At 55.1% G+C, this 24,417-nt stretch carries 21 protein-coding genes; 8 read left to right on the forward strand and 13 right to left on the reverse strand.

The window, feature by feature from the left end; translation table 11 throughout:
- Positions 1-2: 2 nt before the first annotated feature.
- Both ACQKE4_RS09215 and ACQKE4_RS09220 read left to right on the forward strand, forming a co-directional pair.
- Positions 3-359 (forward strand): hypothetical protein, encoded by a 357-nt coding sequence (locus ACQKE4_RS09215; protein WP_427388003.1) that lies wholly within the window; start codon positions 3-5, stop codon positions 357-359.
- A gap of 47 nt (positions 360-406) precedes the next feature.
- Positions 407-2,551, forward strand: coding sequence for a heavy metal translocating P-type ATPase (locus ACQKE4_RS09220; protein WP_427388066.1), 2,145 nt, complete (start codon positions 407-409; stop codon positions 2,549-2,551).
- A 22-nt stretch (positions 2,552-2,573) separates the two neighbouring features.
- Here ACQKE4_RS09220 and ACQKE4_RS09225 read toward each other — a convergent pair whose 3' ends face one another.
- Entirely contained in the window at positions 2,574-2,870 is a 297-nt protein-coding gene (locus tag ACQKE4_RS09225) for a winged helix-turn-helix domain-containing protein (RefSeq protein WP_427388004.1), read from the reverse strand.
- A 41-nt stretch (positions 2,871-2,911) separates the two neighbouring features.
- Positions 2,912-3,994 carry a PA0069 family radical SAM protein gene (locus ACQKE4_RS09230; RefSeq protein ID WP_427388005.1) on the reverse strand — a complete coding sequence of 361 codons (1,083 nt, stop codon included), beginning with the start codon at positions 3,992-3,994 and terminating at the stop codon, positions 2,912-2,914.
- 173 nt (positions 3,995-4,167) lie between these two features.
- Between ACQKE4_RS09230 and ACQKE4_RS09235 the strand changes: the two genes are divergently transcribed.
- The 4 genes from ACQKE4_RS09235 (at position 4,168) to ACQKE4_RS09250 (ending at position 6,545) form a co-directional block, all read left to right on the forward strand.
- Positions 4,168-4,899, forward strand: coding sequence for an SDR family oxidoreductase (locus ACQKE4_RS09235; RefSeq protein WP_427388007.1), 732 nt, complete (start codon positions 4,168-4,170; stop codon positions 4,897-4,899).
- A 60-nt stretch (positions 4,900-4,959) separates the two neighbouring features.
- Complete coding sequence (locus tag ACQKE4_RS09240; protein ID WP_427388008.1) at positions 4,960-5,502, forward strand: DinB family protein; 543 nt, start codon at positions 4,960-4,962, stop codon at positions 5,500-5,502.
- A 50-nt stretch (positions 5,503-5,552) separates the two neighbouring features.
- Entirely contained in the window at positions 5,553-6,008 is a 456-nt protein-coding gene (locus ACQKE4_RS09245) for a hypothetical protein (protein WP_427388009.1), read from the forward strand.
- 66 nt (positions 6,009-6,074) lie between these two features.
- Complete coding sequence (locus ACQKE4_RS09250) at positions 6,075-6,545, forward strand: GNAT family N-acetyltransferase (protein WP_427388011.1); 471 nt, start codon at positions 6,075-6,077, stop codon at positions 6,543-6,545.
- Positions 6,546-6,691: 146 nt separating this feature from the next.
- Here the strand turns inward: ACQKE4_RS09250 and pgi are convergent, their stop codons facing one another.
- The 4 genes from pgi to ptsP form a co-directional block, all read right to left on the reverse strand.
- Positions 6,692-8,359 (reverse strand): glucose-6-phosphate isomerase, encoded by a 1,668-nt coding sequence (pgi, locus tag ACQKE4_RS09255; RefSeq protein WP_427388012.1) that lies wholly within the window; start codon positions 8,357-8,359, stop codon positions 6,692-6,694.
- Between the two features lie 181 nt (positions 8,360-8,540).
- A complete protein-coding gene (locus ACQKE4_RS09260; RefSeq protein WP_427388013.1) occupies positions 8,541-10,277 on the reverse strand; it encodes a PTS fructose-like transporter subunit IIB in 1,737 nt (578 codons plus the stop codon).
- Entirely contained in the window at positions 10,274-11,245 is a 972-nt protein-coding gene (gene pfkB / locus ACQKE4_RS09265) for a 1-phosphofructokinase (protein ID WP_427388015.1), read from the reverse strand. Before pfkB ends, ACQKE4_RS09260 begins: the two co-directional genes overlap by 4 nt.
- The gene (gene ptsP, locus ACQKE4_RS09270; protein ID WP_427388016.1) at positions 11,245-14,115 is read right to left on the reverse strand and encodes a phosphoenolpyruvate--protein phosphotransferase; all 2,871 of its coding nucleotides are present in this window, start codon (positions 14,113-14,115) and stop codon (positions 11,245-11,247) included. The genes pfkB and ptsP overlap by 1 nt, the downstream gene beginning before the upstream one ends.
- 262 nt (positions 14,116-14,377) lie before the next feature.
- Here ptsP and cra point away from each other — a divergent pair, with 262 nt between their 5' ends.
- Entirely contained in the window at positions 14,378-15,367 is a 990-nt protein-coding gene (cra, locus tag ACQKE4_RS09275) for a catabolite repressor/activator (protein WP_427388017.1), read from the forward strand.
- Here cra and ACQKE4_RS09280 read toward each other — a convergent pair.
- Positions 15,364-15,840, reverse strand: a complete 477-nt coding sequence (locus ACQKE4_RS09280) for a methylglyoxal synthase (RefSeq protein WP_427388018.1) — start codon at positions 15,838-15,840, stop codon at positions 15,364-15,366. The two genes, cra and ACQKE4_RS09280, sit on opposite strands and share 4 nt — an antisense overlap.
- A 213-nt stretch (positions 15,841-16,053) precedes the next feature.
- Here ACQKE4_RS09280 and gap point away from each other — a divergent pair, with 213 nt between their 5' ends.
- Positions 16,054-17,058 (forward strand): type I glyceraldehyde-3-phosphate dehydrogenase, encoded by a 1,005-nt coding sequence (gene gap, locus ACQKE4_RS09285; protein ID WP_427388019.1) that lies wholly within the window; start codon positions 16,054-16,056, stop codon positions 17,056-17,058.
- Between the two features lie 10 nt (positions 17,059-17,068).
- Here the strand turns inward: gap and ACQKE4_RS09290 are convergent, their stop codons facing one another.
- The 6 genes from ACQKE4_RS09290 to ACQKE4_RS09315 form a co-directional block, all read right to left on the reverse strand.
- On the reverse strand, positions 17,069-18,118 hold the full coding sequence (locus ACQKE4_RS09290; RefSeq protein ID WP_427388020.1) for a LacI family DNA-binding transcriptional regulator: 1,050 nt from the start codon (positions 18,116-18,118) through the stop codon (positions 17,069-17,071).
- A gap of 145 nt (positions 18,119-18,263) precedes the next feature.
- Positions 18,264-19,370, reverse strand: coding sequence for an ABC transporter ATP-binding protein (locus ACQKE4_RS09295; protein WP_427388021.1), 1,107 nt, complete (start codon positions 19,368-19,370; stop codon positions 18,264-18,266).
- 72 nt (positions 19,371-19,442) lie between these two features.
- Positions 19,443-21,068: an alpha-glucosidase family protein gene (locus tag ACQKE4_RS09300; RefSeq protein WP_427388068.1), complete on the reverse strand. Its 1,626-nt coding sequence runs from the start codon at positions 21,066-21,068 to the stop codon at positions 19,443-19,445.
- A 45-nt stretch (positions 21,069-21,113) separates the two neighbouring features.
- Positions 21,114-21,956, reverse strand: coding sequence for a carbohydrate ABC transporter permease (locus ACQKE4_RS09305; protein WP_427388022.1), 843 nt, complete (start codon positions 21,954-21,956; stop codon positions 21,114-21,116).
- Complete coding sequence (locus ACQKE4_RS09310) at positions 21,956-22,939, reverse strand: carbohydrate ABC transporter permease (protein WP_427388023.1); 984 nt, start codon at positions 22,937-22,939, stop codon at positions 21,956-21,958. Before ACQKE4_RS09310 ends, ACQKE4_RS09305 begins: the two co-directional genes overlap by 1 nt.
- Positions 22,940-22,955: 16 nt before the next feature.
- Positions 22,956-24,227, reverse strand: coding sequence for an ABC transporter substrate-binding protein (locus ACQKE4_RS09315; protein ID WP_427388024.1), 1,272 nt, complete (start codon positions 24,225-24,227; stop codon positions 22,956-22,958).
- Between the last annotated feature and the right edge of the window lie 190 nt (positions 24,228-24,417).

Raw genomic sequence — 24,417 nt, forward strand, 5'->3', positions numbered from 1 at the left:
TGATGACGTCGACTATGCAGCGTTTGCACTTAACTCATCCATTGCATTTTGTGATTGGCTTAACCCTTTGGTGTGTCTGGTTTGTCGCTGTTTATGGTGGGCATGCGGTGGCCTGTGCTGTGGCACCGCCTGCCCCCGAGCAGGGTGTTTTTACCCTGGTTAATGCCATCCTTTTGCTGGTTAGTATCGTATCCATTGCGTTATTGGCAGCGTTAACCTTGGGCTGTTGCCGCGAAGCAAAACGTCATGAAGGGCGCTTACGCTTTAATGCAGCAGTTTCCGCTGGACTATATCTGTTTTCAACGCTAGGCGTACTATTCGCAGCGTTGCCTATTATCGGCATTCCGCCTTGCCTGTAAGCACGACGCTTCACAGCGAGGAAGAAAAGCTCTATACCCTCCACGGCATGTGGTGTACCAGTTGCGCTCTAGCCGTGGAGGGCTCCCTCAAACGCCTTGATGGTGTACGTGATGTTAGCGTGCACTATCCAAGTGCCACCCTCTGTATCAATGGCACTGCCGCCGTGACGCAACTAGCAACTCTTGCCCCAAAGGTAAAACGCCTGGGCTACCGGCTGACTGAACTCGAGCCGGTGGCAGATGCCCATGCGCGATTAGATGAGGAGAGCCGCTATTTAACGCTTCGGCTGATGGTCGGCTCGCTATTTGGCATGTGGACCATGCTGGCTTCATTGCTGATTTACGCCGGTGCACTGCCTAGTGAGCAGGTCGAGTTAGTGGTGGCGTGGGTGTCGGGGGCTTTTTCGCTTCCTGTGGTGCTGTTCTCTGGTGTGCCTTTTTATCGTGCCGGATGGCGCACGCTGCTGGCTAAACGTCCCGGTATGGATGTTTTGGTCAGTCTTGGGGTTATTGGAGCGGTGATCGTTTCATTTGGGCTGCTCTGGCGCGACTCGTCTGAAGTGTATTTCGATACGGCCGTCATGCTGATTGTGCTTTTGTTGGTAGGACGGCTGGTGGAAACGCTTTGCCGCCACCGTGGGCTAAAAGCACTGGATGCCCTGGCACTGCCTGATGTGAACATAACGGCTTGGCAAGAGGAAGCCTGGATATCACGACCTGTAGCTGAAGTGCACACCGGGATGCGCGTGGAGCTAGCTCCCGGTGAGCTGGTGGCCCTTGATGGAACCCTAGAAGGCCCAGGATGGATCGACACCGCCTCACTGACCGGTGAAAGCTTACCGCGCCACTTTAATGCCGGGCAGACCGTATATGCTGGCTGCCGCTATCTCGGCGCCACACCCTTAGTGATGCAGGTAAGCGCGGGGGTAGGTAAGCGCCGGTTGGATAAGCTGTGCGATGAAATGCGTCGTTATCAAGCCAAAAAAGGCGAGCTTCAGAAGCTTGCTGATCGCTTTGCCGCCTGGTTAAGTCCCTTAGCGCTCCTCCTCGCGCTGGTTACGCTGCCCGCTGCGTTGTTATTTGGGGTGGGGTGGGAAGATGCCTTTGTGCGCGCACTTTCGGTGTTAGTTGTGGCATGCCCTTGCGCCGTGGGGCTTGCAGTACCGCTAGCAAGTCTTGCGGGGAGTGGGCAAGCCATGCAGCAGGGTATTGCACTGCGAGATCCTGCTGCCCTCGAAACCTTGGCGCGTATTCGCTCGGTCGCGCTGGATAAAACGGGTACCTTAACCACCGGTAGCCATACGGTGCTTCACTGGCAGGCGCGGCAGGGAATTGATTTACCCACGTTACAACGCAAGCTCAGTGTCGCCGTTGTGGGAAGTGAGCACCCGCTCGCGCAGGCGTTAGTGCGCTGGTCGGATAATCACCGTGGCCAGCATCCCGAGCAGTGTATAGAAGTAAACGAATCGCCAGGGGAAGGGCGCCGTGTACGATTAAGTAGCGGTGAATGGTTAACCCTAGGTAGCGCTAAGTGGCTTGCTAGTCAGTGCATTGCGCTTCCTCCCGAGGCGGAAGACGTCACTCTGGCTTTTGCTTCTCAAGTAATGGTAGCCGATGAGGCGGGCTGGTTAGCGACGCTCTATCTCACCGATCAACCGGTGAGCGATGCTGAGTCTAGTGTCAAACGCCTTATCGCTTCAGGTTATGTGGTGGCGATGATCAGCGGTGACCGACAGGGTGCGGTGAGTTGGTTAGGCGAACGGGTTGGGTTAGCCCGGGAAGCTTGCTACGCTCAGCGCTCACCTGAAGCTAAAGCGCGACTATTGCAAGGGCTGCCATCGCCAACGCTATACGTGGGAGATGGTTTAAATGACACCTTGAGTCTGGCGGCGGCCGATGTGGGTATCGCACCATTAAGCGCTAGCGAGGCCGCCCGAGAAGGGGCTTCGGCGCAGCTAATGAAGCCGGGGATTGGCGGTGTTGTGAAGCTACTTAGCGTTGCCAAGCGCACCCGGCGCGTGATGGTTCAAAATCTGTTCTTTTCGGCGCTCTATAACACTTTGGCGTTGGGGCTGGTGATAATCATGGCGATACCACCGCTAGTCGCCGTTCTAGCCATGGCGGCTAGTTCGTTGACGGTGACTCTTAACGCCGCACGTCTGGCCTGGGCAGATCCGCATGATGAGGCTTAAACGACCGGTTTACTCTCACTTGTCATGAATAGCCAAGTGCTTGTTTAAGCCGCTCAGCATGTTGGGCCACCCAGTGGGGATCTATCGCGCCCCAGTCACGAATTTGGTAGCGGCCAATATTATGGCGCTCGCCCTCGTCTTTCATAAATACACACTCGATATCCAGCTCAGCTAGAGAGGCAATCGTGTCTTGTGCGGTTCGCCTCGGCATGCCGGTGGCTTCCATCAGCATGGGTACGCTAGCCACCCCTTGCTCAATCAAATGCGCTACATATAAGCGGCGATAAAAGCTTGATTTGGTTTTGCTAAGATCGGGCATTGGGCTTCCTTGGCAGCGAACTTATTAACGTTTCTGTTAGCTTAAATGAATAAATCCCCTTGTGCCCGCGGTGGTCTAAAATCTCGCGTATTTAAGCCCTGCTCGGTGCGATCCTGCATGTTCCATTGGCGGCTGGCACGGGCGAAACGTTGTGCAATCAAATCCGCAAATACCCCTTCACCGCGAAAGCGCTTTCCAAACTTGGCATCATAAGCTTTACCGCCGCGGCACTGGCGCATTAGGCTCATCACTTTAGCGGCGCGCTCTGGGTAGTGCGCTTCTAGCCAGGCTTCAAATAGCGGCGCGACTTCATAAGGTAAGCGCAGCAGCATCCAAGCAGCGGTGCGGGCGCCCGCGCGGCTGGCCGCTTCCAAAAGCTTTTCGATTTCATGATCGGTTAGTCCGGGGATCACTGGCGAAATCAGCGTGCCCACCGGAATGCCCGCCGTGTTCAGTTCGCGAATCGCCCGTAAGCGCGCCTGAGGCGATGCCGCCCGTGGCTCTAAGGTGCGTTTTAGATTAGCATCCAGGCTGGTTAAGCTCACAAATACGCGGACCAAACGGTGCTCGGCCATTTCGGATAGCAGCTCTAAGTCCCGCAGCACCAGGGTACTTTTAGTCACAATCGTAACGGGATGACGGCATGCCAGCAGTAGATCAAGTATTTGTCGAGTGGTTTGGTGTTTAGCTTCAAGCGGTTGATAGCAGTCGGTATTACCAGACAGATTAATCGGCCTACAGATATAGTTCGGATGGCACAGTTCTTCCGTTAACCGCTCAACTAAACCGCTACGAGCGATTAGCTTAGTTTCAAAATCTAACCCCGGCGATAAATCCCAATAGGCGTGTGAAGGCCGTGCATAGCAGTAAACGCAGCCATGCTCACAGCCGCGATAAGGATTCAGTGAGCGGTCAAAAGGTAAATCTGGCGACTTGTTCCAGGAAAGAGCGCTTTTGCTTACTTCTTCGCGTACTTCTGTGGCGATCGTGGTGGATGTTTTCTCCCGCCACCAACCGTCGTCTTCCGTCTCGCTGCGGGTAGGCGCAAAACGGTTATGCGGATCGTAAGTAGCTCCGCGGCCCTTATAGACCGTTGGTTGGTCTGGTTGGCTAAGAGATGCCATAGATCCACCTCTTTTTTTTGCATGATTTTATATACAGTAGTTGTGTGAGTGAAAGAAATCAATAGTGCGTCGGTGGCAACGCCTGATGGATGGTAAAAGGGAAGCTATCCAAGTAACGGCCACAGGGTTAATCTGATGGTAGGTTTGTGACCAAAAGCATCAAAGGGGGGATTATGTCGAAAGTGGTGATTGTGACTGGGGGTGGCCGGGGTATCGGTGCTGCGACTGCAAAATTGCTGGCGGCTAAAGGCTATGCAGTGTGCGTCAACTATATTGCTAATAGCGCACGGGCGGATGAGGTGGTTGATTGTATTAATCGTGCTGGCGGCCGAGCGTTTGCTCACCAAGCGGATGTTAGCAGTGAAACTGAGGTGGTCCGTCTATTTGATGCAACAGAAGCGCACTTTGGCAATGTGACACATTTGGTTAACAATGCAGGCGTTCTGTTCACTCAATCTAAACTGGTTGATATCGAGCTTGAGCGTTTCAACCATGTACTTAATAGCAATGTGGTTAGCTGTTTTCTTTGTTCGAGAGAAGCTGTTAGACGCTTCACATCAGGTGGCGCCATCGTTAATGTTTCATCGCTTGCCTCCCAAACAGGCTCGCCGTTTGAGTATGTGGATTACGCCGCATCAAAAGGGGCTATGGATACCCTGACCAAAGGGTTGTCGCGCGAAGTGGCCGCTGCGGGGATTCGTATTAACGCGGTTCGTCCCGGTTTTATCTATACTGATATGCATGCCGATGGTGGTGAGCCTGGTCGAGTAGACCGTTTAGCACCGCAAATTCCCATGCAACGTGGTGGTACCGCAGAGGAAGTGGCAAATACCATTGCTTGGTTGCTTTCGGATGAAGCTTCATACGTTACCGGGTCGTTTATTGATGTCGCTGGGGGGCGATAACGACGTTATCTAAGCGTTTGACAGGAATGCTGTTTTTGACATGGAAAGGTCTTTGCACTCATGAAAATTCAACAACACTTAAAGCTAATGGCCACTTATAACGAGTGGATGAACGCCCAGGTATACGATGCCGCTAGCAAGCTAAATTCAGCTGAGCTTATGGCAGATAAAGGCGCTTATTTCGGCTCTATTTATGGCACGCTGAACCATATTGTTGTGGCTGACACTATTTGGCTTAAGCGTTTTGCCACCCATCCATCTTCCACTGCAACGCTTGCAGTCATGGTTGCGCTGCCGATGCCAGAGCGCCTTGATCAAGTGATGTTTGATGACTTGGAGGGGCTAAAAGCGCATCGTCAATGGTTGGATAGCGTGATTATCAATTGGGTCGCAGCACTGACAGATGAGGACCTAGAGACCGTATTGAGTTACCACAATACAAAAGGGGTTCCGGCCATCCACAGTTTCTCAAGCCTGCTTTTTCACTTCTTCAATCACCAAACCCACCACCGCGGGCAGGTAACCACGCTGCTCTCCCAAGCCGGTTTAGATATTGAGGTTACCGACTTGCTGGCGCTGATACCGGATGAGGCTCAACCGTGATGCTTAACCAGCCAGCTTCTAGCCCAGCACCACCGCGTTAAGGATAGCTAATGAGACCCTTCTCAATTCTACTGATACGTATATTGGCAATTTACCTTGTGCTTAATCCATTGTTAGCAGTGTTGCCGATACTATTCAGTCCTGGTTCGGCTGAGCTAGTCGATGAATGGGTGCCTTTCATGGTGGCAGGCGTGTTAATGCCGATGGGAGCAGGCCTTTTACTGTGGTTTTTTGCCAGTGCATTGGCGAAAAAAATCCATGGTGGTACTGACCCTGAGTCCGGTGTAACGCTGAGCGAGACAGGCTTGGTGCGAGCAGGCAGCTTCTTAATTGGCGTTTATCTATTTATCCAGCATATGGGCATTGTGTTCAGCCAATATATGTCGGTAGGGTTTATCGCCTATGGCTCATTAATTGTTATCGCGCTGAGTGTATATTTGATTGTGGGAGTGGGTTCTATAGGTATGCTTTATAAGAAAATAAAGTATGCTGGCAGTGGCTTATAAACCAAGGTAAGTGCAAATGCAGGAATCCAGTTGTGGATCCTGCCAGCCTAGAGAAACGAGCGCTAAATGATCAAGCTGGAAAAACTTGATGCACCGGATGTGACTGAAGTGCGCAGCGTCACGGTGCGCGATGATCAGTTGAAATTTGTGGGCACCGCTCAAGAGTTTCTCGCTGATAGCGGTGCGGCGACGCATCTGCATGTGATTAAACACAATGATCAGGTGGTCGGGTGCTTTAAAATCGATATAGCCTACGCCGAGAGCTATGATTTTTGTACGGTTGGCAGCATAGGCTTACGCACATTTCTCATTGACGCCAACCAGCAGGGTAGAGGGGTTGGAACGTTGGCGGTAAAAGCGCTGTTTCCCTACCTAAAAGAAAACTATGCGAATTATCCCCGAATCTACCTGACGGTGAACGCCAAGAACCCTGCGGCTCACACCTGTTACCAAAAGGCAGGCTTTCATGAAACAGGAGAGCAATACCTGGGTGGGGCTGCGGGGCCTCAACATATTATGTATTGGGACATTCAGTGATCAGCACGTTGTCCCCAAGCGATAATGAGCCCGTTCTGACTTCCTAATTCGTTGATGTTATAAATCTTACTGTATAGGGGCAAGAATAAGCGCCTTGGCTTTCTTAAACCAAGGCGTTTACTTTTCTACCTGTTTACCAGACTAGCCTAGCGCTTCTTCTTGGCAGGTTTCTTATCAGCACTGGCCGATGCGCTCTCCTTCTCGCCGCTACCGCCGCTGGGGAAGTGCGCTCGCACCAGTTCCAGCAAGCCTTGGGTAGAAGCATCGAAGTCGGCAGCGTGGGCGTCGATACGCTCGCTTATTTCACCAGCGATACGCTTGCCGAGCTGCACGCCCCATTGGTCAAAGGAGTTAATATTCCAGATCACACCTTGGACAAAGACCTTATGCTCGTAGAGTGCAATTAGCGCGCCCAAGTTTTTTGGCGTTAGCTCGTCTAGCAGTAGCGTGCTGGAAGGGCGGTTGCCGGGGCAACTGTAGGGGTCGTGCTGGCTAAGCTCTTTGCTGTCCCCTTGGCTGCCTTCCATAAAGGCGTTGGCCTGGGCGAGCATATTGGTCAGCAGCGCAAAGTGGTGATCTTCTACGCCAGGCTCGGGTTTAAGCGAGGCGATAAAATCGATGGGCACGTAGCGGGTGCCTTGGTGCAGTAGCTGGAAGAAGGCGTGCTGACCGTTGGAGCCAGTTTGCCCCCAAACAATTGGGCCGGTTTTGTAGTTCACCGGGTGGCCGAAAATATCCACCGACTTGCCGTTAGACTCCATATCCAACTGCTGCAGGAAAGAGGGCAGTTGGTTCAGCGCTTGGTCATAGGGCACGATGGCTTGGGTTTCGGCACCAATAAAGTTGATGTACCAAACGCCAATCAGCGCCATTAGCACCGGCATGTTCTTGGAGAAAGGCGCATGGATAAAGTGGTTATCCATCTCATGTGCGCCTTCCAGCAGCTCAATAAAGCCCTCAAAACCTATCGAAAGTGCAATCGGCAGGCCTATGGATGACCACATTGAGTAGCGACCGCCTACCCAGGCCCAAAACTCAAACACGTTCTCTTCGCGAATACCGAACTCCATCGCCGCTTTGCGGTTAGTGGAAGCGGCAATAAAGTGCGCGCCCACATCGGCATCGTCGCCTGCGTTTTCGACAAACCAGCGCCGTGCGGTCTTGGCGTTGAGCAGCGTCTCTTGAGTAGAGAAGGTCTTGGTAGAGACTATAAACAGTGTGGTCGCAGGGTCGAGGCGCGAAAGCACCTTCTGAATATGGGTGCCGTCCACGTTGGAAACGAAGTGGAAGTGCAGCTCCGGATGGCGGTATTTAAGCAGCGCACGAACCGCCATATTAGGGCCAAGGTCAGAGCCGCCAATACCGATATTGACCACATCTTTAATGCGCTTACCGCTGTAGCCTTTCCACTCGCCACTGCGCACGGCTTCAGAGAACAGTTTGATCTGCTCGCGGGTGCGGGTGATCTCCGGCATAACGTCTTCGCCGTCTACATAGACCGGCTCGTCACCTAAGTGACGCAGAGCGGTATGCAGCACCGGGCGGTTTTCGGTGACGTTGATAATATCGCCGGAGAACATCTGGGCCCGGCGTTGTACTAGCGCAGAGTGGTCGGCCAGTTCAATCAGCTTGGTGAGCACCTCATCGGAGACATGATGTTTGGAGTAATCTAAAAACAGCCCACCCACCCGTAAACTCATCTTTTCAAAGCGCTGCGGGTCATTGGTGAAATAGTCACGAATGCGGTCGTTAGCGGTTTTGTCGCGCAGGCGTTCAAGCGCCTGCCAGGTAACACTACGAGTGAGCTGAAACATAGGACGATCCGTTTGTTATAAGTGAAGGTAGCGACCAAAAATGTGTTATGTAAAAATACTACATAAAAAGCACGAAAGAGTAGAGCGAGTTGATTATAAAAAGCGGGTTAACTGCGTAAGGCAACGAACTTTTAGGGCAGGCGCGTTTGCCTGCCCTTTGTTGTCGGAGTGGGTTAAAGCGTTAACTGGTGACGGCTACTTGAGCAGCGCCACGCTTGATAAATGCATAGCCTAGTCCCGTGACCAATGAGCCTGCCACAATTGCACCTAGGTAGAGCAGTGCTGGCGTGATGGCATTAGGAATCAGCAGTACAAAGATACCGCCATGGGGCGCCATCAGCTGTGCACCGACCAGCATAGAGAGTGCGCCGGTTAATGCGCCGCCCGCGATACAGGCTGGAATGACACGCAATGGATCTTTAGCGGCAAACGGAATCGCGCCTTCACTGATAAAGCATAGGCCGAGTACAAACGACGCTTTACCCGCTTCACGCTCAGGTTGAGAAAACTTATTACGCGCCACGAAGCTGGCAATACCCATACCAATAGCGGGCACCATGCCTGCGGCCATAATTGCCGCCATTGGGGCATAGGTTTGTGACGCCAATAAGCCAACGCCAAAGGTATAAGCGGCTTTATTGACTGGCCCACCCAAATCGAAGCACATCATCGCGCCTAACAAAATTCCCAACAGTACGGCGTTGGTGGAATCCATGGCCGCCAGGAAGCTGGTGAGACCTGCCATGATAGCGGCGACTGGTTCACCAATCACATAGATCATGACGAGGCCAGTGACCAGGCTGGCCACAAACGGAATAATCAGGATTGGCTTGAGGGATTCGACGCTGGAAGGCAGCTTAACGTAGCGGATAACCGCCAGGGCCACATAGCCAGCTAAGAAACCCGCCAAGATACCACCGATAAACCCGGCTTCAATATTAGCCGCGAGCATGCCGCCAATCATACCCGGCGCTATGCCCGGTCGGTCGGCAATGGAGTAAGCGATATAGCCAGCCAACACCGGGATCATCAGTGCAAAGGCGGTGCCGCCGCCGATCTGCATGAGCGCTGCGGCCAGGGTGCCCTCTTGTTCGAAAGCATCGATGCCGAACATAAACGACAGCGCAATCAGCAAGCCACCCGCGACTACCATCGGCAGCATGAAGGAAACGCCGGTGAGTAGATGCTTATAAACACCTTTCTCTTTCATTCCCTTGTTGTCGCTTGAGTCCTTGGTTGAGCTACTGTTTTCAAGCGCAGCGTTCTCCAGCGCTGCTTCAATGGTGAGGCGGGGCTTTTTAAGCGCATTGCCGGTAGAGGTGCGGTAAACACGTTTGCCAGCAAACCGTGAAGGGTCGACTTCGATATCACAGGCCAGTAGCACCACATCAGCCTGGGCAATTTCTTCCTTGGTTAAACGGTCTTGAGCGCCTACTGAGCCCTGGGTTTCCACGCGAATGGCATGGCCCATCGCTTTGCCGGCTTCCGCCAGCGCTTCGGCAGCCATAAAAGTATGCGCTACGCCGGTTGGGCAGGCGGTCACGGCAACAATTTTCTTCCCGCCTGCTGCACTGGAGGTAGCGGGCGTGGTTGAGCCTGTTGGCGCACTAAAGATCGGCGCTTCGCGCTTAGCCCGGGCAAGAAAGCCGTTGGGGTCAGGTAGGGCACTGGTAGTGGGCGCTTGGAATAAGCGCTTGCCTTCGAAGCGCTCGGCGGCTGGTATATGATCTGCGGCAACTACAATCAAATCGGCGTTGGCGATTTGCTCGGCGGTAGCGGCTTGCAGCGGGGCAATTTCGCCGTGCATCTCCACATGTACCGACCAGCCTTGGCGCTGGGCCGCTTGTTCCAGGCGCTTGGCAGCGAGGAAGGTGGTCGCCATACCGCTGGGACAGGCGGTAATCAGAATAATGTTCATAGCGTAGCTCCCTCGGTGATGGTGTCGTCAAGACGCCGTATCCGGGTGTGTTGTAAGAGTGAGTCGAAATCCGCAGCGTTAGGCTTGCCCACGCCGACATGGCGCACCGCCTCGGCTGAGAGTGCCGTCGCGAAGCGCAGGGTTTGTTCAGCGTCGTGCTGGTTAAGTAGCCCGTGGAGCATACCTGCGACAAAGGTATCGCCAGCGCATACCGTATTGGTTGCAGCCACCTTTGGCGGCGTGGCGTGCCACGCACCCTGGGCGTTAACCCACAGCACGCCTTCGGCACCCGCTGAAATTAGCGCGTGCTCCACACCGCTTTCATGCAGCCGCTTAGCGGCACTTAAGCGTGCCACCGCTGACGTCATTTCCTCACCCGCCCATTCGGCAAGTTCTGTTTCATTGGGTTTGACGCCCGCCGGGTGGGTCGCGATAGCAGTAGTGAGTGCCGGGCCACTGGTATCGACCCAGAGCGGAACGCCGCTGGCGTTTAAGTGCTTCAATAACTGGCTGAAATCCGCCAGCGAGAGGCCAGGGGGCAGGCTGCCGGACATCACTATTGCTTGTGGAGGTGTGGCCCCCGCCAGCTCGGCATCAAGCGTGGCAATTAACGCTTCCAAGTACACCGCCTCAATCGGCATGCCGGGGCCATTAATATCGGTGACGCGGCCACTCTGCTCGGCTAGCTTGGCGTTAATTCGGGTATTGCCAGGAACGCGCACAAAGGCATCGGTTACCCCCAGCTGTTGAAAAGCGAGTGCAAAAGGAGCGTCATTCTCGCTGCCTAAAAAGCCGCTGACCGTGACCTGATGGCCAAGACCAGCCAATACCCGTGCAACGTTGACGCCTTTGCCTGCGGCTTCCAGCTGCGCGCTGTTGGGCCGGTTTACGCTGCCCAGCACTAACGCCTCTAGATTAAAGGCTAAATCCAACGCTGGATTCAGGGTGATGCATAACACGCGAGCCATTAGCGCGCCTCCAGCGCATCGCGCACTTCGTCACTGGTGGCTTGTGAAAGGGCGAGCTGAGCGCTGGCCTGGGCCTCTGCAAGATCGAACTCTCGCAGGCGTGCTTTGACCAGCGGAATCTGTCGTGCACTGACGGAAAGCTCATCCACGCCGAGTCCTACTAACACCGGTATCGCCACGGCATCAGAGGCCAGCTCGCCACACACGCCGACCCACTTGCCTTGGCTGTGGGCAGCCGCCACGGTCATTTGGATTAACCGAAGTACGGCCGGGTGCAAGCCATCGGCCTGAGCTGAAAGCTCCGGATGGCCGCGATCAATCGCCAAAGTGTACTGGGTTAAATCGTTAGTCCCCACCGAGAAGAAGTCCACTTCAGCGGCAAGGCTTGGCGCCAGCAGCGCGCTTGAGGGGACTTCAATCATTACCCCAAGCTGCACATCGGTGGCGCGCTCGGAAGAGGGAATCTCCTGCATAAGTCGGTCGTAAATGGCTTTGACTGCGCGGAACTCCGCAATGTCTTTAACCATCGGCAGCATGATGCGCAAAGGGCTGTCTTTGCCGGCCATCAACAATGCGCGGAGCTGGGTTTCGAGAACGTCGGGTTGGGTCAGCGCCAAGCGAATACCGCGCAGGCCAAGGAAGGGATTGTCTTCCTGAGGAACTGGCCAGTAGGGCAGCGGTTTATCACCGCCGACATCTAAGGTGCGCGCCACCAGCGGGCGGCCATCTAATGCTTCAATCGCTTGGCGGTATTCGCCAATTTGGGTGGCTAAATCTGGGGCGCTGGCGTGAGCCATAAACAGGAATTCGGTACGCAGCAGTCCAACGCCTTCTGCGCCGCGCTCAACCGCATCAGCGGCGTGGGCGGTATTGCCGAGGTTGGCGGCGACCTCGATTCGGTGGCCGTCACGGGTTTGGGCGATATCAAAGCGGGTCTCCCAGGCGTCCGCTTCCCGCTGTTGCAACTCAGAAAGTTGTTTTTCGGCACGCTGTAGACGCTCTTCTGAAGGATTGAATGTTACCCGACCACGCTCACCGTCCAGAATCATCATACTGGCGTTGTTAAGTGCCATCACCGCTTGTCCGGCACCAACCACCGCAGGGATCCCCAAGGCGCGGGCTAGAATGGCGCTGTGGGCTGTAGCGCCACCGCGTACGGTGAGCAGACCGCGCACCCGGGAAGTGTCCAGCCGGGCTACATCGGAAGGGCCGATATCGTCCATCACCAGAATATAGGGGTGATCCGGCGGTTCAGGAAGGCTGACATCGCAGAGTACCCCCAGTACTCGGCGGCCCACATCGCGCAAATCGGCAGCGCGTTCGGCCAACAGGCGGTCGGCGAGCATCTCCTGGGCGTGGGCCGCGGTTTCAATCGCCTCCCACCAGCCTGCTTCTGCTGATCGGCCTTCACGTATGGCATCGCTAGCGGCGTGGTAAAGCTCGGGGTCATCCAACATCTCTTCGTGCATTGAGAGAATGTCCGCCACCTCGCTACCCGGTGCATTGCGCACTAAGGCCTGCAGTTGGGTGGCACCCTCTTTTAGCGCTGCGCGCAGACGGCAAAGTTCATGCTCTGCATCTTCAGCATGCTGAGAGTAGTCAAACGTCAGCGGCCGAACAACAAACACTGGTGCGATGGCCAAGCCGGGGGAGGCGGCCACACCGGTATGGGGAGTGTCGGCACTGAGGGGAACCATGTCCGCTTTCGGCGCAGTGTTCATTTGCTCGCTGTCGCGGCCGCCGTCAAAGGGCGTGACTTTCTCGCCTAAACCAGACTCAATGGCGTCGGCTAAGGTATTTAATGCGTGATCTGCCTGCTCACCTTCGGCTGAAAGTACTAGCCACTGGCCGCGCCGGGCGCCTAAACCGATGACTTTGGTTAAGCTTGCCGCTGAAACAGGGGTGGCGCTGCCTTCTTCTAAACGTACATTAATCGCTATTGCCTGAGCGCGGGCCGCTTGCACCAGTTGTTTCGCTGGGCGTGCATGTAAGCCATGAGGGTTAAGGATACGTACCCGGCGCGTTTGCGTGCTGGCGGTTTCACCCGCTAGCAGCGCCAGTAGCTGATCACTATTGCGGCTAAGCAGAGTGTCGCTGGCACCGCTATCCAAGAGTGCCATCAGTTGTTCCAACAGTGGGCGATGGGCATCGCCATGGGCCGCTAGGCAAAAAAGCGCATGCACCGGGTATCCGGCGCTTTCTAGCGAGTGATCGGCAGGCGTGACGACCCCTAGCGCGGGTTGATTCACCCCCTGCGAACTGCTCGCCAACCACAGTCCTTTGCCCAGCCAGGTAGGTTCAACAGTGGCGACGGCGCTAATAAAGCTGTTATCGACGCAGCCGCTTTGACGCAAACGGGCGGCGGCAGCAAGTGCTAGCTCTTGTGGGTCGCGAGCGGGAAAGTTGACGCACAGCGTGTCGGTATCCAGGCGTGGCGTAAGGGTTGGCTTAGAGAGCAGGCGCGCTACATCGGCCGCGGAGGTGGCGTTCGCTAGCAGTTCGGAAACGCCTTCGCGATCCAGCACGTGGGTAAGCTGGCGGAGAATATCCAAGTGTTCATCGTTTTGTGCCGCAATAGCGACCAGTGCATGCACACGTTGGCCGTCGTGCCACTCAATGCCTTGGGGAAACTGGAGTACCCTGACGCCGGTGTGTTTAACATACTGACGGCTTTCCTGTGTTCCGTGGGGGATGGCAATGGCGTTGCCTAGGAACGTTGATGACTGCGCCTCGCGGGCGTGTAGGCCGTCGCGGTATTCGGCCTCAACTAATCCGGCTTCTACCAACGCTTCAGCAGCACTGTCCAGGGCGGTTTGCCAGCTGTCTGCATGGCGGCCTAACAAGATGTCATCGTGGCCGAGTGTTAACATAGTGCTCTCCTGTAAACGCGTTCAGGTAACGTTTTATGACGATTTATCCGCGCTGCACCCCAATTCATTATGGGGCTAAACACTTGGTCGTAGATGCCGTTAGGCTGGCTGGATGAATCGTGTCACCTGTGTATAGTGGCTATGCTGAATCGATTCACTTTATGACACAAGTGCTGCGTGTTTAGACTTTGGTCGGGTAAATGGAAACTTGCCAATAAACGCCACATTTGACAACAACATAGCTACACCAAGAGGAATCCGCATGACACTTGCTGATATTGCTCGACTGGCCGGCGTTTCCCGTACCACCGCCAGTTATGTGATTAATGGGCAGGCCGAGCAGCGGCGTATCAGTACGGCAACAATTGAAAAAGTGATGGCCGTGGTGCGTCAGCACCGGTACCACATTGATCCTCAAGCGGCTGCACTGCGTCGCGGAGCTAGCCGCCTTATTGGGCTTATCGTGCCCGATTTGGAGAACATCAGTTACGCACGGTTAGCGAAGCGTTTAGAGCGCGGCGCCCGAGAAAAGGGCTATCAGTTACTGATCGTAAGCTCGGATGACTGTGCAGAGAGTGAGCGTGCGCTAGCCCTGGCACTGCGTGCGCAGCGCTGTGAGGTGTTGATAACTGCCAGTTGCCTGCCCGGCGACGACAGCTTCTATGCTGATTTAGTGCAGGAAGGGTGGCATGTGGTGGGGATGGATCGGGGCTTAAATCCGACCTTATTTGCCAGTGTGGTGAGTAATGACCGAGAGGCGGCGCACTCCTTAACCCTCTCGGTGATCAGTGAGTCTACCCACCGTATTGCTTGGCTTGAAGCGATGCCGGAGCTGTCGATTAGCCGTGAACGGCGGGCAGGCTTTCAGGCGGCCTTAAAAGGGAAGGCTATTGAGCCGCTCTATTTAAGCGGTTCGCACTATGAGCGCAGCGAGGGGGCGCGTTTAGCGGCCCAGCTGTTAGATGAGCAGGGCGGCGCTGATGCGCTGGTGACTGCATCTTATGCGTTATTGGAAGGTGTATTTGATGTGTTCCTGGAGCGGGGAGGCTTACCTGAAGATATTCGTTTGGCCACCTTTGGTGACCACCGCTTGCTGGACTTCCTTCCTCAGCCGGTAAACTCTGCATTGCAGGATTATGATCGTATTGCCGAGCTCACGCTGAATTGCGCGTTAACGGCTATGAATGGCCATGATGCCCATGGTTTGCAGGTGGTGGCCCGCCACCTGCATACCCGCAGGCTTGAGCGTTAAACCGTTCTTGCTTGCGCCCAGGCGTTGGCGTCAGGGATCAGCATCTCATAGCTTTCACTTAGATAAGGCGAGGAAACCAGGAAGTCTGCGCTGGCTGCATTGCAGGCGACAGGGACATTCCAGAGCGCTGCCAAGCGCAGCAGGGCTTTCACATCCGGGTCGTGAGGCTGGGGTGAGAAGGGATCCCAAAAGAAGATCAGAACATCAAGGCGCTGCTCAGCAATCCTTGCACCAATCTGCTGGTCACCGCCCAAAGGGCCGCTCATGAGACCCTCAACGTCCAGTCCCAGTGCATCTTTAAGCCGCTTGGAAGTGGTGCCCGTGCCAATCAGTGTGTGCTGGCTAAGTGTCTCCTGCCAGCGGGTTGCCCACTCCAGCATTTCACTCTTCTTGCCATCATGGGCTATCAGCGCAATACGTTTACGCGCTTGCAAGGTGCGGATAGTTTGACGAGGCGGTTGTGCATCACTCATGGCGTAACCCTCTTACTTGAATCGGCTTCGCGAATCAGTTTTTAGTATTGGACGACAATACTGTTTATATAGTAATTTTACTACATATTGGGTGATTAATAGTCTGCTGGGGCGATTGTAACGTTAAATATCGACCTGATGATGCTTAAATACGTATTTTTAGTAATTTTTTTACTGAATGTAACGCCTGCTAAAATCGATTGAGGAGCCATCATGATAATAAGAGTTGCGATTAACGGATTTGGCCGTATTGGCCGCAATGTACTGCGCGCCCTCTACGAAAACAGCTACCGTGACCGTATTCAGGTCGTTGCTATTAATGATTTAGGCGACCCGTCGTTAAATTCGCACTTGTTGCGACATGACACGGTGCATGGACACTTCCCCTTTAAAGTAGAGCACGATGCTGAAAGCATCACGGTGGATGGGGATCGTATTGCGATTTCATCGGAGCGCGACCCGGCACAGCTTCCCTGGGCATCAATGAACATTGATTTGGTCATGGAGTGCACCGGGCTATTTACCAAGCGTGAAGCGGCGGCTAAGCACATTTCTGCGGGGGCTAAGCGCGTGTTGATCTCTGCACCCAGCCCCGACGCCGATGCCACCATTGTGTACGGTGTCAATGATGATGTGTTGACCGCTGAGCATACGGTGGTGTCTAACGCTTCCTGCACCACCAACTGCTTGGCACCGGTGGCCAAAGCGTTGAACGACGCGGTAGGCATCGAGAATGGTTTGATGACCACCGTGCACGCTTACACCAACGATCAGAATCTTTCCGATGTTTATCACTCTGATCCGTACCGGGCGCGAAGTGCCACGCACTCAATGATTCCGACCAAAACCGGCGCTGCAGCAGCGGTGGGATTGGTGCTGCCGGAGCTGGCGGGCAAGTTTGATGGTCTGGCCGTTCGCGTGCCGGTGATCAACGTTTCGCTAGTGGATCTCACCTTTACTGCCGGGCGTGACACCAGCAAAGAAGAGATCAACGCCATTGTTGAGAAAGCCGCGGCTAACTCGCCGGTATTGGCAGTGAATGCCGAACCACTGGTCTCTATCGACTTCAATCACGACGCTAACTCATCGACCTTTGATGCCAATCATACCCGTGTGAATGGCCGCCTAGTCAAAATCATGGCCTGGTACGACAACGAGTGGGGCTTCTCCAACCGCATGCTGGATACCGCACTGGCTATGCAGGCGACGGTTAAGTAAACAAACTTTGCTAAGGGCAGGTATCGCCCAGCAGCAGCTCGGTTTGCAGCAGCTGTTGGGCAAGGGGGACGCGGCCCAGAATCATCTGCGCCGCCACCCGCCCTTTACCCACGCTATCCTGGCGAACCGTGGTTAACCGCGGTGCCCGGTATTGCCCTTCGGCAATGCCGTCAAAGCCGGTGATACGTAATTCCTCGGGTACCCGAATCCCACGCTGTTCGGCCAGCGTCAGCGCCGTGAGTGCAATCCGGTCAGACATGCACAACAACAGGTCAGGACGCTGTTCTTCAGGCTGATCAAGGATCTCGGCAATGACCGGCGCGCATACCTCAAAGGTATTCTCCTCAATATTCCACAGCGGTACCTGATCGGTATCCACGCCTTTCTCGCCAAGCGCAGTATGAAACCCTTCCAGACGAGCGCGGCTAATCGTACTGGTGTTGGGTAGTAGGGTGTGTTCGGGGGTAACACGGCCGTTGCAGGCCTCTTTGGTTAAGCGCAGGTTGATGATCGCGGGCCGTTTAGGTGGTGCGCGAAGCGCATGCAGGGCGATTTTATAGCTGGCAGCGGTATCATCGATATGCACTGTGGGGCAGCCTTCAATATCAAAATCTACGGCTACCAAGGTGCGCTGGGTGGGCAGTTCATCCAACAGTTTATTGTTGGGCATAAGCCCATAGACAATAAAACCATCGGCGATATTGGCGGATCCTGGCGGCTGTGATGCGTGGCCGCGTCCAGGCAGTAGCAGCAGTGTATGGCCATGGGCATCGAGCACTTCGGCAACCCCGGAGAGAAACTCGCTGGCCACGGCATCGTTCAAGCTGTACGTCAGGCTTTCCGCAAGAATCACCGCAATAATCCGCGAACGGCCTGTGCGCAGGCTGCGCGCCTTGGCATCGGGGCCGCTGTAACCCAGCCGTTTGGCCTCTTTAAGTATCCGTTCGCGTAGCGTCGGTGAAAGCTGATCCGGGCGGTTAAACGCATTGGAAATCGTCGCGGTGGAAACGCCGAGCGCTTGTGCAAGATCCTTTAGTGTCATCCGGCGGTGAACAGTCACGGTGAGTCCTTTGCAGGCTAATTATAGTAATGGCACGCGCAAGCATAGCGACCCTCTTGCGCTGTTGCTACCCAATGATAAATGAAGGGGAGGCTATGCACATCCAGAGGGTCGCTCATTGCTGCAGGTTAGCCGAAGTGGCCAGTTAAGCTGCCGCGCGCTGAGCCACGCTGGGCAGTGCGTCACCGCTTTGATTAAATAAGTGTACGTAGTCAGCGTCGGCGACTAGCGAAACCTGCTGCCCCTCCTTCCACTGACTGGGTGCTTCACTGCGATGTATAAGCAGTATGTTGCCCTCTTTTGGCTCAAGGTAGACGTAAACCTCATTGCCCAGGTATTCCACGTTGACGATGTCGAAGCAGTTATTTCCGGCGGGGGCGGCTAGTCTCATATGCTCGGGACGCACGCCGATGGTCAATGGTTCGCCGTTACTCAACTGCTGAGCATCCTGAGGCAGGGCCAATTCGCCAATTCCTGTTGACCGCACACGGCAGCCGTTGGGGTCGCTGGCCATCAGTTCTGCGGGCATAAAATTCATGGTGGGAGAGCCAATAAAACCCGCTACAAACTTGGTCGCTGGGCGCTGGTAAAGTTCGTGGGGGCTACCGACCTGTTCAACGTGGCCGCCATTGAGCACCACAATTTTATCGGCCAGGGTCATGGCTTCCACCTGGTCGTGGGTAACGTAGATCATGGTGGAACCCAGGCGATTGTGCAGCCGGGCAATCTCGTTGCGCATCTGTACCCGCAGCGAGGCATCCAGGTTGGAGAGCGGCTCGTCAAATAGCAGAATGCGCGGCTCGCGCGCCATGGCACGGCCCATGGCCACCCGCTGGCGTTGACCGCCAGAGAGCGCTTTAGGCTTACGGTGCAGTAGCTCTTCCAACTGCAGAATCTTGGCGGTGGTCATCACCCGCTCGTGCACCGTCTCTTTGGCGGTTTTAGCCAGCTTCAGGCCAAAGGCCATATTGTCGTAAACGGTCATATGCGGATAGAGCGCGTAGGACTGGAATACCATGCCGACGCCGCGCTCCCGGGGCGGTAAGTCGTTAACCACGGTTTCGCCAATGCACAGGTCGCCATCGCTAATCGACTCCAAACCGGCGATCAGGCGCAAAAGCGTCGACTTGCCGCAGCCGGAAGGGCCTACGAACACCACAAACTCACCGTCGCCAATATGTAGATCCACATCGTTAATAATGTGATCACGGCCAAATACTTTATTGACCTTGTTTAAGGTAACGCTTGCCATAGGTGACTCCTTGCCGACCTTAACGTTTATGCGCTACCAGGTCGGCTTGTTGTTGTGTGCGGTTGTATGCGATTAACGCTGATGGGCGGCACGCATAAAGGCTGCTTGGTACGCGGGCAGGGTTAAGCTGTCGCCGTCGCGCTGGCTACTAAAACCGTGGCCTTCCATATCACTTTCAATGGGTAAGGGCAGAGAAACAGTTTGCGTTTCGGCGCTAAGGTTGAAAACACACAGCAGCGTCTCATCGCCTTTCTGACGGGTAAAGCCAAGCAGCGTTTCGCCTACATCGACCAGTGTTAAGTCGCCATCGAACAGCGCCGCGTGTTGGCGGCGGAAAGCCAGCATACCGCGCACCGCATTCAAGGTGGAGTTGGCATCATCCTGCTGACGGCTAACCGCCAGGTCACGGTGACTGGCTTCCATGGGCAGCCATGGCTCTACCTGGGAGAAACCACCTTGTGGGCTATCGCTCCAGGGCATTGGCGTGCGGCAGCCATCGCGACCTTTGAATTCCGGCCACAGCACCTTGCCGTAAGGGTCTTGAATGCGTTCAAAGGGCACATCCGCTTCCGGCAGGCCCAGCTCTTCGCCTTGATAAAGGCACACACTGCCACGTAGCGAAAAGAGCATGGCCAGTATGACTTTGGGATAAGCACGGGGGTCTTCCCCCGCACCCCAGCGGGTGGCGCTGCGTACCACGTCGTGGTTCGAGGTTGCCCAGCAGGGCCAGGCATCACCCGCCAGACGCTGGAAGCGTTCGATTACTTCCCGCAAGTAGCGCGCAGAGTGGGGCTTGTTGAGTAGATCAAAGGTGTAGGCCATGTGCAGTTTATCGCCACCGGCGGTGTACTCGGCCATGCGCTCAAGTGGGTTGTCGTCACCGATTTCACCTACGGTGGTCGTGCCGGGGTACTCATCCATCAGCGCCCGCAGGTCTTTGAGGAAGTCGAGGTTTTCCGGGCGGCTAAGATCATACACATGGCGCTGCCAGGTGTAGGGGTTGGCTTCCGGTGCGCCCAGGGTTTTGGCTTCGCCTGTCGGCACTGGCGGATTGTCCCGCAACTCGGCATCGTGGAAGTAGAAGTTAACGGTATCCAGGCGGAAACCGTCCACGCCCAGATCCAACCAGAAGCGCATATTATCCAACTGCGCTTGACGGGCTTCCGGGTTATGGAAGTTGACATCCGGCTGGCTGGTCAAAAAGTTATGCAGATAGTACTGCTGGCGGCGTGAATCAAACGTCCACGCTGGGCCACCAAAAATCGACAGCCAGTTATTGGGTGGGGTGCCATCCGGTTTGGGGGCGGCCCATACAAACCAATCAGCCTTTGGATTGGTACGATCCTGGCGGCTCTCTTGAAACCAAGTGTGCTGGTCAGAAGTGTGGCTAATCACCTGGTCAATCATCACCTTTAGACCCAGAGAGTGGGCCTTTGCCAGCAGTTCTTTAAAGTCATCTAAAGTGCCAAACATCGGGTCGACATCGCAGTAGTCGCTGATGTCATAGCCGAAATCGAGCATAGGCGAGGTGAAAAATGGCGATAGCCAGATACCGTCCACGTTTAGAGAGGCAACGTAATCCAGCTTTTCGGTAATGCCTTTAAGGTCGCCGATACCGTCGCCGCGGCTGTCCATAAAGCTGCGCGGGTAAATCTGATAGATAACGCCACCGCGCCACCAGAGTGTGTTGTCTTGCAGTGTATTTGTCTGCATTGGGGAATCCATAACTGACATAAAAAATCCTTAGCCTTTAACGGCGCCTGCGGTCAGACCTGACACAATGCGGCGTTGGAAAATAATCACTAAAACAACCAGCGGTACGGTGACCACTACCGAGGCGGCCATAATCGGCCCCCAAGGCAGTTCATAGGCGCTGCCGCCCGACAGCAGCGCGATGGCGACAGGCACCGTGCGCTGGGTGTCGGTGAGGGTGAACGTAAGGGCGAACAGAAACTCGTTCCAGGCGGCGATAAAGGCGAGAAGCCCGGTGGTCGCCATGGCAGGCCACATCAGCGGCAGAAATACCTTGGTGATCGTCACCCAGGGGGTGGCGCCATCCATAATCGCGGCCTCTTCCAGCTCCATGGGTAACTGCTTCATAAAGGTGGTGAGTACCCAAACGGTGAACGGTAGGGTGAAGATGGTGTAGCTTAAAATCAGCCCGGCGGGATTGTTGTAGAGGTTGAGCGCACGAATGACTTCAAACAGCCCAGAGAGCACTGCCACCTGGGGAAACATCGACACGCCCAGAATCACCAATAGCACGGTGGAGCGACCTCGGAAGCGCACCCGGCCCAGAGCGTAAGAAGCCGTAATGCCGAGCAGCAGGGCGATAAATACCACGCTAAACGCCACCACTATCGAGTTGAAGATAGCGCGTAGGAAGCTGGTTTGGCTGAAAATATGGATGTAGTTATCAAAGTTCCAGGAAGAGGGCCAAAGCTCTACCCGAAACAGATCGCTAGAGGGTTTTAACGAGGTGACCACCGCGTAGTAGAAGGGGAACACGGCGTATAGCATGATCAGGACAATTAATGCCCAAAAACCGATACGCTTGGCAATTTTGCCCAGTTGACGAGTCGTCATCAGTCACCTCCCAATTGGATTTGTTTACGCCCCATGTAGAGGTAGGCGATGGTGGCCAGGGCGATGATCAAGAACAGCAGCGTAGAGGCGGCGCTGCCGTAACCCACGTCCTGAAATTCGACCAGCTGCTGGCGGGCGTAGACTGACATCGACATGGTGCTGGTGGAGTTGGAGGTCAGCACGTAGATCACATCGAAAACCCGCAGTGCATCCAGTAGTCGGAATATCACCGCGACCATCAGCGCCGGGGTAATCAGCGGCAGCGTGACCTTGAAGAACACCCGCACGGGGTGAATGCCATCTACTTCTGCGGCTTCGTAGCAATCTTTGGGCAGCATCTGTAGTGCGGCGAGCACCAGCAGGGCAACGAAGGGAATGGTTTTCCACACATCGACCATAATCACCGCCCACATGGAGTAGGTGGCGCTGGCGGTCCAGGCAATCGGGTTATCAATAATGCCGACGTTCATTAACAGGTGGTTAATGATGCCGAACTGATCATTAAGCATCCACGCCCACATCTGTGCCGACACAATGGTGGGAATGGCCCAGGGGATCAGCACGGCAGCGCGCACAATCACCCGACCCTTAAACTCGGCATTAAGAATCAGCGCGACAATGACGCCAAAGATGACTTCTAGCGTTACCGATACCACCGAGAAGTAAACGGTGTTCCACACCGATCGCCACCAAATAGGGTCGGCCAGTACCCCATACCAGCGGCCATCTTCGTAAACTAAATAGTTTTCAAAACCGATTAAATTGGCCGCCCCCAGGTCAGACAGCGATGCATCGGTAAAGCTGAGAAAAAAGGTGCGTACGAGCGGCCAGCCTGCGACCAGCGTCAATGCAATTAGCATTGGGGCTAAAAACAGCCAAGCGGCTTTGACCCGCTGACGGCGTACTTTGGTGCCACGGCGTGGCGCAGTCGCTAAAGAACGCGCCCTGGCGGGCGCGTTTTCTTGCTTGATGGAGGTCGACATAGCTCAGGCTCCGGGGTTACCAGTTACGACGCTTCAAACGAGCCAGCTCAGCTTCAAGGTCAGCGACCGCCTGGGTGCCATCCTTAGTGCCAGAAAGTACATCGTGGGAAGTGCTGAAAAACGCGTTGCTCACCCGTCCATAGGCATCGCCCGTAGGCGCAGAGGGGCGGGCGACCGCGTTAACAAAGGTTTCGTAAAGCGTGCCAAAGAAGGGCACTGCCTCAAGCACTTCATCATCCTGGTAGAGCGCATCGATTGTCGGGTTGTAAGAGGCTTGAATGGCGCGACGCTTCTGCTCCTCTTCGCCGGTCAAAAAAGCGACCAAGTCGACGGCAAGCTCAGGGTTGTCACTGTAGCGTGAAACGGCAAGGTTCCAGCCGCCCAGGCCAGCAGCACTTTGGCCATTTTCGCCGCCAGCGGGTAGCTGGGTAACGCCTACTTTGTCGCGCACATCGCTATCGTCGCTTTGTGCCAGCGCCCAGGCGTAGGGCCAGTTGCGCATAAACACCGCATTGCCGCCCTGGAAGACGCCCCGCGCCTCCTCCTCGGTGTAGTTGAGTACGCCGTCTGGCGCGATATTGCCAATCCAGGAAGCCGCGAGATCAAGCGCCTCGGCAGCGTGTTCGTTATTAATGCTGACCTCGCCATCCGCTTCTACTACTGTGCCACCGCCAAAGCTGGCGACCCACTCCAGGGCGTTAACGGTTAATCCCTCGTAGGCACGGCCCTGGAATACAAAGCCCTGCATGCGATCGTTGCCCTCGGCGCGTTCGGCGTCTTTAATTTCACGGGCAATCTCAGTGAGCTCTTGCCAGGTGGATGGCGCTTCATGACCGTACTTTTCCAGCAGATCTTCGCGATAGTAGAGCACGCCAGCATCGGTAAACCAGGGCATGGCGACTAAGCGGTCATCAATGGTGTTATTGGTGACGATGGCTTCAAAGTGCCCGGCAGCGGCGTCTTCGCCCAGCACTTCGCGCAGATCAAGCAGGTGGTTGGCGAGCAAGCCAGGCCATACCACATCGATCTGCATCACATCGATATCGCTGGAGTTGGCCGATAGAATCTGCTGATAGAGCGAAAGGCGCTCGGTGGAAGAGTTTGGGGTGGAAACGACATCAACAGTGTGGCCGGTTTTCTCTTCCCACGCGGCCACACCCTCTTGGCAAAGGGTTAGCTCAGCGCCTACCGCGCCGCAAGAAATGGTTAGATCGGCTGCTTGGGCGTAGCTGTGCATTCCAGCGGTGCTGGCCAGTGCGATGGCGGTAGTGATTAAGGTTTTTTTCATAATGGCGTACCTCGGCGTTTATTGTTGTGGTTGGCGTTACATCGATTATGGCGCTAAACGGCTTACTTAATCGATTAAGATCATGCCGCTCAGTTAGCCGTTTTGGCGCAGCAAGTTCAATAGCGACTTTTGTCTAATGGGTTTATTTTGGGTAACGCTAATTAAACAGATTGACTAAATAAGTCCTTAG

The organism is Halomonas sp. NPDC076908, from assembly GCF_050269715.1.
GTDB lineage: Bacteria > Pseudomonadota > Gammaproteobacteria > Pseudomonadales > Halomonadaceae > Vreelandella.